Below are 13,400 nucleotides of genomic sequence, written 5' to 3' on the forward strand. Positions count from 1 at the left end.
GGCAGCCCCAACCCGCTCAGATTCGCCGCCGGGTGCCGAGGGTGGGGATGGTGGTCTGCGGGATCACTACCTGAACCTGCTCCAGCCGGGTATTGGCGGCCAGCCCCGCCAGGGTCGGCTGGCTGAACAGCGTGCGTGCATCGACATGCAACCCCGCCTGGCGCATGCGCGCCACCAAGCCCACCGCCAACAACGAATGCCCACCCAGCTCGAAGAAATTGTCATCGCGCCCGACCTGCTCGATCTTCAGCACCTGCGTCCAGATCTCGGCCAACGCTGTTTCCAGCGGGCCACGCGGCGCCTGATACTCGCGGCTGATCACCGACTCGGCACCGGGTGCCGGCAAGGCCTGGCGATCGACCTTGCCATTCGCGCTCAAGGGCAGCTCAGCCAGGGCGACAAACGCCTGCGGCACCATGTACTCGGGCAAGCGCGCCAACAAATGGCTGCGCAGCACTTCAAGGGCCGGCGCTGCAGCGCGGTCACGGCAGGTGAAATAGGCCACCAGCCGCTCTTCACGCATCACCACCACGCTCTGGCCGATGGCGGCATGCTCGGCCAGCAGCGCTTCGATCTCGCCCAGCTCGACCCGCAACCCTCGCAGCTTGACCTGGAAGTCGTTACGGCCGACAAATTCCAGTTCACCGTCCAGGCGATAGCGCACCAGGTCGCCGGTGCGATACAGCCGATCGCCGGGAACAAACGGGCTGGCGATGAAACGCTCGGCCTGCAACACCGGCAAGCCAAGATAGCCCCGCGCCACGCCAACACCGCCAATGTGCAACTGGCCGATGGCCCCCAACGGCACCGGTCGGTCGTGGGCATCGAGCACATACAGGCGGGTATTGCTGATCGGCCGGCCGATCGGTGGCGGCAGATCAGGCAGCGGCTCATGCGCATGCAGGGTCCACGCGGTGCTGTCCACCGTCGCCTCGGTCGGCCCATACACGTTGTGCAGACGCACGCCAGGTAAACGCTCACGCAGGCTGCGCACCAGCGCCAGGGTCAGCTCGCCGCCACCGCAGAAAATATCCTTCAGGCTGGTGCAGCGTTCGACGCCCGGCTCTTGTAGAAACTGATGGAGCAAGGCCGGCACGAACTTCACCGTGCTCACCTGGCGGGCCTGGATCAGCTGCACCAGGTAGCCCGGATCGCGATGGCCATCAGGGCGCGCCAACACTAGCCGCATGCCCGCGACCAGCGGCCAGAACAACTCCCAGACCGAACCATCGAAGGTGAACGGCGCCCGTTGCAGCAAGGCATCACCGGGCTGCGGCGGGCAGATGATCGAGCCCCAGTGCATGAGGTTGCACAAGCCTCGATGCTCGATCATCACGCCTTTGGGGGTGCCCGTGGAGCCGGAGGTGTACATCACGTAGGCCAAATGCCCTGGGCCGAGGCCAGGCACACGCGGGTTGTTCTCGGAATAGCCGTCACAGGTGTCGTGGTCAAGATCGAGCAGCGCCGCCGCAGGGTGATCAAACAGGCCGCGGGTGGCGCCATGCACCAGCACCAGCCGAGGCGCGCTGTCCTCGAGCATGAAGCGCAGACGATCGCTCGGATAGCTTGGGTCCAGCGGCACATAGGCGCCACCCGCCTTGAGGATACCGAGCAGCGCGACGATCAACGACACGCCCCGTTCAACGCACACGGCGACCCGGGTATCGGCTTCGACACCCTGGGCGATGAGGTGATGGGCAAGGCGGTTGGCCTGGGCGTTGAGGGTCTGGTAATCGACACCGGTAATGTCGGTCTGCAGGGCGATCGCCTCGGGGGTACGCCGTACCTGGGCCTCGAACAGCGCTGGCAGAGTCTGCTCCAGCGGGCTTTGCCGGTCTGCATCGGGGTTGAAGTCGCCCAAAAGGCGCTGCAGTTCGTTGGCCGGTACGCTGCACAGCGCCTCCAGCGGCTTGCCGCCGCCTTGGCTGAGCGCATCGTTCAGCTGGCTCAACGCTGTACTCAGGTAGTCCATTACCCGTTCTGCGCCAATCGCACGCGGGGCTCGAACAGCCACCTGGATGCCGTGCTGGTGATCATCAACCGTCAGCACCAGCGCGTGGCTGAGGACTTCACTGGCTTCGACAAGTTGCACCCCTGGCAGCACCTCGGTTTCAAGCAAGGCGCAGGAGCGGAAGTTGATCAGGCTGTGGAACAGCGGTGTCCCTGTCGGCAAACCACTGCAACGCTGGGCCAGCAGCAACGGCGCGTCCTCGTGGGCGAGCAGCCCGGCCAAGCTTGTATGGGTCTCGCGTAACCCCTGAGCCACACTGCGCCGGGCCAGCTTTACCCGCAACGGCAGGCTGTTGATGAACATGCCCAGGGCGCGCTCTGCACCCCGGCCAGCCATCGCCCGCCCCAGCAGCACCGTGCCCAGGGTCACCTCGTCACGCCCGCACAAGGCACCCAGCACCTGCGCCCAGGCCAGATGGAACAGGCTGGCGAGGCTGACGCCCTGCTGCCGGACGTGCTCGCGCAGTTGCTCGGTGAGCGGCGCCGCCAGGCTGTGGCTGAGGGTCTGCAGGTCGCCGTCGTCGACCCGCACGCCGCCCAGGCCAGGGATCGGCGCAGGCGCCTCGACAGCGGCAAGCTGATCACGGAAGTAAGCATCGTGCCGTGCCTGGCGATCGGCCGCCGTGCTCAGTGCAACGTACTCGCGGTAAGGCACCGACACGGGCAACTGCTCGCTGCGCCCGTGCATGAACGCCTCAAGCTCGCCGAGCAGCACCTGGATCGACACCGCATCGTTGATCAAATGATGGAAACGCAGCAAGCCCAGCCAGCGCCCTTCGCCGGGATCTTCGCTGCAGGCCAGCGCCATCATCGGCGCATGACGCAGGTCGAGCGGCGTCTGGGCGGGGTCGAAGTGGCTGCGCAACTGCGCCGCAACGTCAGTCACAGCCGGCTCGCAGTGCAGTGTCTGCACATCCATGCGGGCCTCGCGCCAGACCACCTGCTGGGGCTGCTCGAGATCTTCCCAGGCCAGGCTGGTGCGCAGGATGTCATGCCGCTCGATCACCCGTTGCAAGGCATCGGCAAAGGCCAGCAACTGCTCGTGGCTGGCAAAGGCAAACAGCGCCTGCTGTTGATAGGTATCGCGCAGGTCAGTGACATGGTGGTACAGCAGGCCTTGCTGCAACGGCGCCAGGGGGTAGATCTCCTGCACATTGGCCGCCCCGCCGGGCACGCTGGCAACGATACGTTCGATGGCTGCTTGATCCAGGTCGGTCAATACCAGCATCTGCGGCGTGATGCGCTGGCAGCCGGGGGGAATGCGATTGGCCGGCACGCCCGGCGCCTGAGCTGACACCACGGCAGCGGCAAGGCTGGCCAGGGTCGGCTGGCCGAACAGCACCTGTGCGTCGGCCTGCAGGCCCTGCTCGCGCATGCGTGCGATCAGTTGCACAGCCAGCAGCGAATGGCCGCCGAGTTCGAAGAAGTGGTCCTGGCGCCCTACCCGTTCCACCTGCAGCAGCTCGGCCCACAGCGCCGCCAAGCGCTGTTCGATATCGCCCTCGGGCGCCTCATGAACGCGCTGCACCAATGCCTCGCTGCCGGCGGCCGGCAAGGCGCGGCGGTCAAGCTTGCCGTTGGCCGTGAGCGGCCAGGCGCTCAGGCGGACATACGCCACCGGCAGCAATGCCGCTGGCAAGCGGCTGCGCAAGTGCTCATGCAATTGCAACGGCGTCACTGCAGGCTCGCCGATGAACCACGCCTGCAACTGGCCTTCGCGCAGCAACACCACGCACTCGCGCAGCGCCGGATGGCTGGCCAGCGCCGCCTCGATTTCGGCCAGCTCGACGCGCACACCGCGAATTTTCACCTGATCGTCATTGCGCCCGAGGTACTCCAGGGTACCGTCGGCCAGCCAGCGCACCAGGTCACCGCTGCGGTACATGCGCGCCCCGGCTGCCGGGTTGAACGGGTCGTAGAGAAAACGCTCGGCGGTCATCTGCGCCCGGTTCAGGTAGCCGCGCGCCACACCGGCACCGCCGACGTAGAGCTCGCCCGTGGCGCCGACAGGCAGCAGCTGCTGCTGCTCGTCGAGCACGTACAGGCGGGTATTGGCCACCGGCCGGCCGATATGCAACGGGCCGCCCGCCTCGACTGCGCCGGAGCTGGCCACCACGGTTGCTTCGGTCGGGCCGTAGTTGTTGATCACCCGGTAACTGCGCTCACGGGCCAGCCGCCGCAGACGGTCGCCGCCGACCAGCAGGGTTTGCAGGGTGGGATGCGGCGTGCCTTGGGCAAAGGCGTGCTCGGCCACCGGGGTCGGCAGGAAGCTGACGTCGAGCGGCTGTGCCCGCCACCACCGGAGCAGGCCGTCGATGTCTTCGGCGCCCTCGCGCGCCGGCGCCAGGTGCAGGGTGGCGCCACTGCTCAGGGCAGGCCAGAGTTCCCAGGCCATGGCATCGAAGCCCACCCCGGCGAGGCACGATTGCTGGCGGCCTGGGCGCAGATCGAAGGTATCGCAGTGCCAGTCGATCAGGTTGGCCAGGGTCCGGTGCTCGACCATGACGCCTTTCGGTTGACCGGTGGAACCGGAGGTGTAGATGACGTAGGCCAGGTTGTGTGGCGAACGCTGGCTGGCCACCGGCCGCGCGGCAGGCGTTGTCCAGTCGAACAGGTCCAGCTCGATCTGCGGCAGGTCGTGGGCCGGCAAACGTGCAACCAGGTCAGACTGGACCAGCACCACCCGTGGCGCGCTGTCCTCCAGCAGGTAGGCGAGGCGCTCGCGCGGGTGCGCCGGGTCGATCGGCACATAGGCGCCACCGGCCTTGAGTACCGCGAGCAAGCCGACCACGGTATCCAGGCCTCGGCGGGCGACTACTGCCACCCGCTGATCAGCGCTCACGCCCGCGGCGGCAAGGCGCTGGGCGAGCACATCAGCGCGGCGGTTGAGCTCGCCGTAACTCAGGCTGCGCCCCTCCTGCACCAATGCCAGCGCCTGCGGCCGAACCTTGGCCTGGGCTTCGATGCGCCGATGAATCAGTTGTTCTGCCCCACCGGGCACGGCGGTGTCGTTCCAGCGCTGCAACAGCGCGTGCTCGCCAGCCGTCAGCACGTCGAACTCGCCGATGCCCAGCGCGGGCTGGCGCAAGCCCTGCTCCAGCACATGCAGCAGGCGCGCCGCCAGCGCCTCGACCTCGGGCTGGCTGAACCAGGCGCGGTTGTACACCAGGTGCAGGCAGGCCTTGGCGCTCTGGCTGTTGCTGCGCAGGTGCACGGTCAGTGGGGTTGGCTCATGGCTGTTGCAGACCATCACGGTCTGCGCGGGGATGTCGCCAAAGCGCAAGTCGTTACCATCTTCTTCGTAAGAGACCACCACCTCGAACAGTTGCGCACGCTCTTCGCGCAATGCCCCTAGGCTGCGGTTGAGTTCGCTCAGGGCGAAACGCTGGTGGCGAAAGTCCTGCTTGAGCGCGTCGCGAATGCCGCGCACCAGTTCGGCAAACGACTGGCTACGGCCAAAGTCCATGCGCAGGGCACTGACCTGGGTAAACAGTCCCAGGGTCGCCTTGAAGCGCGCGTTGCTACGGTTGCGCACCGGCAGGCCGACGATCCATTCATCACGCTGCCAAGTCCGTGCGCAACACACATGCAAGGCAGCCAGCAGCACATGAAAGGCAGAGGACTGCAGCTCGCCGGCCAATTGCTGCATGCGTGCCAACAGCGCGCTGTCGAATGGCTGCTCCAGCGCGCCACTGGGTGCACCGGCCAGGGCCGTGTCGCGTTCGCGCGGGCGCAGCAAGGCATCGGGCAACTGCTGGTACTTGGCCAGCCAGTAATCGCGGTCACGGGCCTGGCGCGATGAGCGTTGGTACGCGTTGTCGTCGTCGATAAACGCACGGTAGGACGGCGCCTCGTCGGGCAACGGCAGGCCCTGTTCGAGCAGGCGGTAATAGTCGGCGACCTGTTTGAACAACTGATCGACGCCCCAACCGTCGAGTATCAGATGGTGGGCCTGAACGGCGAACAGGTAAGCCGAGTCGGCAACACGGATCAGCATCGCCCGCCATAAAGGGCTGCAATCCAGGGCACTGTTGTCCAGGTCATAGCGCCGTTGCATCTGCGTGTTCAGCAATGCCTGCGCGGCGGCGCGCGGATCGGGGTTATCCCGCACATCCCATTCAGGCAGCTCGACCGCCATTGCCGTTGCAAAATACTGGCGGGGCAGCCCGCTCTCCTCGATGGCCGCGACCAGCACGGTGCGCAGGGCGTCGTGCTGGCTCTGCAGATGCTCCAGCGCCTGTCGCAGCCGTGCTACCTCCACGCCGCCGTCCAGCTCGACATAGGCGCCGATGTTGTACAGCGGCGAGTCGCCGTGGCTGATCTGGTCCAGCCAGATGTCACGCTGGGCTGTGGTCAGGGCAAATGTTTCGGCAACAGGCATGGCTTGGCAGGTCCTTCAGATTGATCATCCGCGGATTCAAGCACCCTCACCGGAGCCTGTATGGCCCCCGAAACCCGGACAGTTCACGGCTCAATCAACGAGCACTTAAAAACGTGTAAGCGATCTGCCATAGGCCAGCAGCGGGCGTGGCTTACGCGGGGCAGGATCGGCGCTGAACGGCTGTGAACGTTCGCCTTTCTGACGTCAATTGGCTGGCAACCCGCTGTCGCGAAGCCGTGCGCCCTACTTTTCTGCGTACCCCATCGCACCTGATTACTGGCATTTTCTGTCCCCGATTTCCATTACAGACGTCGGACCAGGCGCCGAGCTTGAATGGCGCTACCCCATTCCCAGGAGACTCGACCGCGAGACCGCCCACCGTAACGCCCAGAATCAAGGATGATGACCCCGATGAAGCTGAACGACAGCCTCGCACACCGCCACGACCCACACCTCTATCTGCAATTGGGCGAACTGATTGCCAGTACCGGCGATGAGCGCTTTGCCGAACAGATGCTGCGCCTGGTCGATGCCCAAGTGCCGATCCACCGGCTTGACCTCAGCGAATGGACCCTCGACCCGCGCCAGGCCAGCGTCAGCCGCATCAAGCTGCTGGGCAGGGCCGGCCTGGCCCCGGAGGCGCCGACCGCCAATACGCTGCGCCTTCCTCTATTGCAAAGCATCATGCAGATGAAGGACCCGCTGCTGATCCAGTTCAAGGCCCCCGTTGATCCCGAGCACGCCCGCCAGAGCGCCCACCAGTGTCATCTGGTATCGCGCAGCCGTGATCGGCGCTGGGTTATCTGCTTCCACCGCTTGCCCAACCAACGGGCGTTTTCCCTGAGCGAACTGTCGCTGCTCAAGAGCTTGTCCGATACCTTGCTGCCGCTGGTAGAACACCATGGTCAGATTCTTGGGCACAGCGTTGTCGCAGACGCGGGAGATGATCTGCCAGTGCTGGAAAGCAGCTCCTTGCGCCACGCCTTCGGCAAGCGCCTGGTACTGGAGGCCATCAGCCTGTCGGCGCGGGAGCAGGAGGTGTGCCTGGGCTTGCTCACGGGCGGCACAGTGCCGCAACTGGCGCAGCAGCTGAACGTCAAGAACAGCTCGGTAGAAACCTACCTCAAACGTGCCACCGCCAAGCTCGGCGTGAGTGGCCGCCATGGCCTGGCCAAATGGATGGCCGGCGCCTGAATCTGCAAGGGAAACGCTGATGCGCAGATGTACCCAGGTCGTGCTCGCCGTGTGCCTGAGCGGCTGCAGCCTCACGCCGGACTACCAGCGCCCTGTCGCGCCGGTCGCTGACAACTACCCGCAAGGCCCGGCCTACAACGCCCAATCGACGCGCGGCGCAGTCCCCGACGATTGGCGCGAGGTGTTCAGCGACCCTGCCTTGCGGCAACTGATCGATACCGCCCTGAGCAATAACCGCGACCTGCGGGTAGCGGCGCTGAACGTCGAGGCCTATCGCGCGCAATACCGTATCCAGCGCGCCGAATTACTGCCCAAGGTTGGCCTGGATGGCTCCGGCGAGCGCCAGTATGTGCCGCGTAACACCACCGGTAACGGTGAGGGGGTGATCAGCTCGAGCTATGCCACGACCCTGGGCATCAGCGCCTATGAGCTGGATGTCTTTGGCCGGGTGCGCAGCCTCAGCGACCAGGCGCTGATGACCTATCTGTCCAGTGACCAGGCCCGACGCAGCGTGCAGCTCAGCCTGGTGGCCAGCGTCGCCAACGCCTACCTGACCTGGCGCGCCGATCAGGAGCTGCTGGAGGTGGCCTTGCGTACCCTGCAAGCTGACCAGCAGAGCTTGCGCCTGACCATTGGCCAGCGCCGGGTGGGCAGCGTTTCGGCACTGGACCAGATCCAGGCGCGCACCAGCGTCGACAGTACCCGCGCCGCCGTAGCGCGCTACCGCCGTCAGGTCGCCCAGGACCGCAACAGCTTGAGCCTGCTGCTAGGTGCACGCTTGCCGGATGATCTGCACGCCATACCGCTGGCCAGCGATCAGATCGCGCAGTTGCCCGCCGGCCTGCCTTCGGCACTGCTGCAGCGTCGGCCAGACGTCCTCCAGGCGGAATACGACCTGCTGGCTGCCAATGCCAGCATCGGCGCGGCGCGCGCGGCGTTTTTCCCCAGTATCAACCTGACCGCCAATGCCGGTACGACCAGCCCCGAGCTGTCCGGGCTGTTCAAGGCAGGCTCCGGCACATGGCTGTTCCAGCCGCAGATCAACCTGCCGATCTTCAACGCCGGTAGCCTGCGGGCAAGTCTCGACTACGCGCGTCTGCAAAAAGACATCCAAGTTGCGCAATACGAGAAGGCCGTACAGGCCGCTTTTCAGGAGGTTGCCGATGGGCTCGCCGCGCGCGCTACCTATCAACGCCAGGTGCAGGCGCAGCGCGACCTGCTGGCATCGACCCAGCGGTACTACGACCTGGCTAACAATCGCTACCGCAGTGGGGTTGATAGCAGCCTGACCTTTCTCGACGCCCAGCGCTCGCTGTTCAGTGCCCAGCAAGGGTTGATCAATGATCGACTGGCGCAATTGGTGGCGGAAGTCAACCTGTATGCGGCGTTGGGCGGCGGTTGGCGCGAGGTGCCGCAGGCTGCTGCGCGCTGAGCCGAGCACCAGGTGATAGCATGACAAACGCAACCGAACCCTGTAGGAGCGGGCTTGCCCCGCGAAGAGGCCCGTTATGACACAACCCCACTGCACAGAGACCCAACCATGGCCTGCACGGCAGTCGCACTCGTCCTCGCCGCCGGCCGCAGCCAGCGCTTCGGTGGCGATAAACGCCATCATCCGCTGGGCAACGGCCAGACCTTGCTGCAAACCAGCCTGACCCTGCCCTGCACGCAGCTCGACGAGGTCTGGCTGGCCCTGCGTGAAGACGATCCCATCCCCCCCGAGTTACCGCGCCAAGTGCGCATTCTGCAGTCCAGCAGCAGCCGCCTTGGCCTGGGCCATAGCATCGCCGCCAGCGTCGCCCGCATCAGCCAAGCCAGTGACGCCCAGGCGCTGGTGCTGCTGCTTGGCGACATGCCGTTCATCCAGCCAGCCACCCTCGCCGCCCTGCTCGCCGATGCGCAAAGCCAGCGCATTTGCCGGCCGGCCTATCACGGCACACCCGGTCATCCGGTGGTGTTTGGCCGTGCCTTCTGGGCCGAACTGGCCCAGCTGCAAGGCGACCAGGGCGCGCGCGTCGTGGTGCAGGCGAATCGTTCGGCGGTGCACACCATCGCGGTAGATGATCCGGGTGTGCTGCGCGACATCGATCGCCCCAGCGACCTGCCAGGCGCAGACACCGTCTAGACTGAACAAGGGATTACCGGGCCGCGTGGCCCGGTGAACCGGCACCGGCATGAACGGGGGGCTGCCACACGTAGAGGTGTGAGATGAGCCAGTTCAAGCGAATGTTGGTCGTGCTCGGCCCACAGATGCGCCACACGCCCGCCCTGCAGCGGGCGGCGGCGTTGGCCGAATCCAGCGGCGCCTTGTTGGATATCAATGTCATGGTCGACGATGTCGACACCTTCGGCCTGCTCAGCGATGGCAGCGAACGTGAGCGTTTGCTGACGCACAATCGCCTGTGGCTGGCCGACGAGGCCGAGCAACTGCGTAACGGCGGGCTGGATGTGTCCACCGATCTGCTGCTCACCCGCGACCCGCTGTCCAGCGTATTGGAGCAGGTTGAGCGACTGGGCTGTGACCTGCTGATCAAGGACGTGCAGCACGAGCCGGTACTCAAACGCTTGCTGGTGACGCCGCTCGACTGGCAACTGCTCAAGGACAGCCCGGTCGCCGTGCACCTGGTCAGTGATATCCGTTTGCCGCTGCCCCGACTGATTGCTGCCGCAGTCGACCTCAATCACCATGGCGCCGGCGAGCACCTCGACGAGCAGGTCATCCACGCCGCACGCGCTCTGGCCTTGCAGTGCAACGCCGAGCTGCACCTGCTGCACGTCTGTGACGCCTCGCGAACCCACCTTGCCGATTTTGGCGCGGGTACGGTGACCATGCCTGGCTTTGATGGCAGCATACGGGTAGCGCAGCGTGCGGCGTTCAATCGGCTGGGTGATCATCATCAGATCGATCTGGAACGGCGGCATTTTGTCGAGGGGCCGGCGATCAGGGCGATTGCTCAGTACATCAGCCATAGTCGGGTGGATGTGATTGTCATGGGCAGCCACCGCCACGATGCCATGCAGACCTTTCTCGGCGGGACTACGGCGCATGTGGTGGAGCATCCGCTGTGCAATGTGCTGGCGATCAAGGCTGGCGGCTGACTGTACCGGCCCCTTCGCGGGACAAGCCCGCTCCTACAGGTTCTGTGCCGGCCAGGAGATTTGCGATTTGCATTCGCTGTACTGGCCTCTACGCCGGCCAGGAGATCGGCATAAAACCTGTAGGAGCGGGCTTGCCCCGCGAAGAGGCCAGTACAGCGAATGCAAATCGCAAGTCAGCCTGTAACCAAGTCACGCGCCATAAGTGATGGTCACCCTATGCACTACCCCGCTGGCGCCCCCGCACGACGCTCCTCCAGCAGCTTGATGAACATGCTCAAGCTGCGCGACACCGTCCCGCGTCGCCACACCAGCCAGGTCTGCAGGTAACGGAAGTCTGGCGACAGCGGCCAGACGCTGACGGTGCTCAGCCCTGGCATGCTGTCGAGCATGCTCCGCGGCATCAGCGCCAGGCCAGCACCGGCGCTGACGCAGGCGAGCATGCCGTGATACGACTCCATCTCGTGGATCTTGCCCGGCACGGCCTGATCCTGGACGAACCAGTTCTCAAAATGATGGCGGTACGAGCAGTTGGCGCGAAAAGCGTAGATGCTTTCGCCGTTGACCTCCTGGGCGCGGCTGATCGGGGCGTGGTTGAGCGGCGCGATCACCACCATCTCCTCCTCGAACACCGCCATACCTTCCAGGGTCGGGTGCAGCACCGGACCGTCAACGAACGCCGCCACCAACCGCCCCGACAACACCCCCTCGAGCATGGTCCCGGACGGCCCGGTGGAAAGGTCCAGGTCGACCTTGGGGAAGCGCTGGTTATAGGCCGCGAGCAAGGCCGGAATGCGCACTGCCGCGGTGCTTTCCAGCGAGCCCAGGGCAAACGTCCCTTGCGGGTCTTCACCGGCCACGGTCAGCCGCGCTTCGTGCACCAGGTCAAGAATCCGCCGGGTGTACTCGAGAAAATTCCAGCCGGCCGGTGACAGGCGCAAGCGGCTCTTCTCCCGGATGAACAGCTTGACGCCGAGGTCTTCTTCAAGCTGCTTGATGCGCGTGGTCAGGTTCGACGGCACCCGATGAATCTGTTGGGCGGCAGCGCTGATACTGCCGTGCTCGGCCACGGCCTTGAAGATTTCCAGTTGCACCAGGTCCACGGTCATTCTCCAAACGTGAATGTTTCGCTCATTATTATTCAGTTTTCAATAAGGATGCACGCCACTAGTCTGAGCGTCACCAACTGACAACAACGAGGTACTCCGCCATGAGCCAGATCAGCAGCCTGACCCACGCCATCTCGGTCGACCCGCACAGCGGCGAACAGATCGGCCACTACCCATTCGACACCGACGCCGCACTGGAAGCGGCGCTGCAACGCGCCAAGGTTGGCTTCAACCTGTGGCGCAAGGTGTCGCTGGGGCAGCGCAGCGAGTACCTGGTAGCCCTGGCGGATGCCCTGCAGGCCAACCATGAAGCACTGGCGGTGATGATCAGCCGCGAAATTGGCAAGCCGATCAGCCAGGCCCGAGGCGAAGTGAGCAAATGCGTCGGCCTGTGCCAGTGGTACGCCGAGCACGGCCCGGCGATGCTTGCACCGGAGCCGACCCAGATCGACAAAGCCCGTATCGAATACCGTCCCTTGGGGCCAATCCTGGCAGTGATGCCGTGGAACTTCCCGCTGTGGCAGGTGCTGCGTGGCGCGGTGCCGGCCCTGCTGGCCGGCAACACCTACGTGCTCAAGCACGCACCAAACGTGATGGGCAGCGCCTATCTGCTGCTGGAGATGATCAAGCAGGCTGGCTTGCCAGAAGGTATCTTCGAAGTGCTCAACGTCACCCCGGATGGCGTCACCCGGGCAATCAACGATCCACGCATCGCAGCCGTGACCCTGACCGGTAGCGTACGTGCCGGTATGGCAATCGGTGCCCAGGCTGGCGCGGCGCTGAAGAAGTGCGTACTGGAACTGGGCGGCTCCGACCCGTTCATCGTGTTGGCTGACGCCGACCTCGATGCTGCGGTCAAGGCCGCGGTCATCGGTCGCTACCAGAACACCGGCCAGGTCTGCGCCGCAGCGAAGCGGCTGATCGTCGAAGAGAGCATCGCCGAAGCATTCACGCGCAAGTTCGTCGAAGCGACGCGCCAACTGAAAGTCGGCAACCCGCTCGAAGACGACACCTACATTGGCCCGATGGCACGCTATGACCTGCGCGACGAACTCGACGGCCAGGTCCAGGCAACCCTGGCCGAAGGCGCGACCCTGCTACTGGGTGGGAAGAAGGCCGACGGCGTGGGCAACTTCTACGAGCCGACCGTGTTTGCCGGGGTTACCCCAGCGATGACTGCGTTCAAGCAGGAGCTGTTCGGTCCGGTGGCGGCGATCATCAGCGCTCGCGATGCCGAGCATGCGGTGGAACTGGCCAACGACAGCGAGTTCGGCCTGGCGGCGACCATCTATACCGCTGATGTAGCGTTGGCCGAGCGGATGACGGCAGCGCTGGATACTGGGGGTGTGTTCATCAATGGTTACTGCGCTTCGGATCCACGCGTGGCGTTTGGCGGGGTGAAGAAGAGCGGGTTCGGCCGGGAGCTGTCGCACTTTGGCGTGCGTGAATTTACCAACGTGCAAACGGTGTGGCTGGACCGTAATTGATTCAAGCCTGAGATTTTGGGGCCGCATTGCGGCCCTTTCGCGACACAAGGCCGCTCCCACAGTTGCCGGCACAACGCGGTCCATTGTGGGAGCGGCCTTGTGTCGCGAAAGGGCTGCGCAGCA

Annotated in this window: 7 protein-coding genes; 5 read left to right on the plus strand and 2 right to left on the minus strand. The window is 65.1% G+C overall.

The annotated features are described in order from the left end of the window. Positions 1–16 precede the first annotated feature (16 nt). Positions 17–6,391 carry a non-ribosomal peptide synthetase gene (locus tag J3B00_RS16495; RefSeq protein ID WP_209868803.1) on the minus strand — a complete coding sequence of 2,125 codons (6,375 nt, stop codon included), beginning with the start codon at positions 6,389–6,391 and terminating at the stop codon, positions 17–19. Positions 6,392–6,802: 411 nt separating this feature from the next. Here J3B00_RS16495 and J3B00_RS16500 point away from each other — a divergent pair, with 411 nt between their 5' ends. From J3B00_RS16500 to J3B00_RS16515, 4 genes are all read left to right on the plus strand, one after another. Next, entirely contained in the window at positions 6,803–7,585 is a 783-nt protein-coding gene (locus J3B00_RS16500) for a helix-turn-helix transcriptional regulator (RefSeq protein ID WP_209868806.1), read from the plus strand. Positions 7,586–7,604: 19 nt separating this feature from the next. Further along, a complete protein-coding gene (locus J3B00_RS16505; RefSeq protein WP_209868808.1) occupies positions 7,605–9,017 on the plus strand; it encodes an efflux transporter outer membrane subunit in 1,413 nt (470 codons plus the stop codon). Positions 9,018–9,125: 108 nt separating this feature from the next. After that, positions 9,126–9,710 carry a nucleotidyltransferase family protein gene (locus J3B00_RS16510; protein ID WP_209868810.1) on the plus strand — a complete coding sequence of 195 codons (585 nt, stop codon included), beginning with the start codon at positions 9,126–9,128 and terminating at the stop codon, positions 9,708–9,710. An 83-nt stretch (positions 9,711–9,793) separates the two neighbouring features. After that, the gene (locus J3B00_RS16515; RefSeq protein WP_209868813.1) at positions 9,794–10,684 is read left to right on the plus strand and encodes a universal stress protein; all 891 of its coding nucleotides are present in this window, start codon (positions 9,794–9,796) and stop codon (positions 10,682–10,684) included. A 221-nt stretch (positions 10,685–10,905) separates the two neighbouring features. On the opposite strand, the gene J3B00_RS16520 is transcribed toward J3B00_RS16515, so the two are convergent. Beyond that, positions 10,906–11,784 carry a LysR family transcriptional regulator gene (locus tag J3B00_RS16520; RefSeq protein ID WP_209874932.1) on the minus strand — a complete coding sequence of 293 codons (879 nt, stop codon included), beginning with the start codon at positions 11,782–11,784 and terminating at the stop codon, positions 10,906–10,908. A gap of 107 nt (positions 11,785–11,891) precedes the next feature. Here J3B00_RS16520 and J3B00_RS16525 point away from each other — a divergent pair, with 107 nt between their 5' ends. Then, entirely contained in the window at positions 11,892–13,277 is a 1,386-nt protein-coding gene (locus J3B00_RS16525; protein WP_209868816.1) for an aldehyde dehydrogenase family protein, read from the plus strand. The last annotated feature ends 123 nt before the right edge of the window (positions 13,278–13,400 follow it).

It is taken from the genome of Pseudomonas sp. BP8 (assembly GCF_017875955.1).
Taxonomy (GTDB): domain Bacteria; phylum Pseudomonadota; class Gammaproteobacteria; order Pseudomonadales; family Pseudomonadaceae; genus Aquipseudomonas.

Bases quoted from the DNA above. Each gene is read 5' to 3' on its own strand.
- J3B00_RS16495 (WP_209868803.1), bottom strand. From the start codon at position 6,391: ATGCCTGTTGCCGAAACATTTGCCCTGACCACAGCCCAGCGTGACATC.
- J3B00_RS16500 (WP_209868806.1), top strand. From the start codon at position 6,803: ATGAAGCTGAACGACAGCCTCGCACACCGCCACGACCCACACCTCTAT.
- J3B00_RS16505 (WP_209868808.1), top strand. From the start codon at position 7,605: ATGCGCAGATGTACCCAGGTCGTGCTCGCCGTGTGCCTGAGCGGCTGC.
- J3B00_RS16510 (WP_209868810.1), top strand. From the start codon at position 9,126: ATGGCCTGCACGGCAGTCGCACTCGTCCTCGCCGCCGGCCGCAGCCAG.
- J3B00_RS16515 (WP_209868813.1), top strand. From the start codon at position 9,794: ATGAGCCAGTTCAAGCGAATGTTGGTCGTGCTCGGCCCACAGATGCGC.
- J3B00_RS16525 (WP_209868816.1), top strand. From the start codon at position 11,892: ATGAGCCAGATCAGCAGCCTGACCCACGCCATCTCGGTCGACCCGCAC.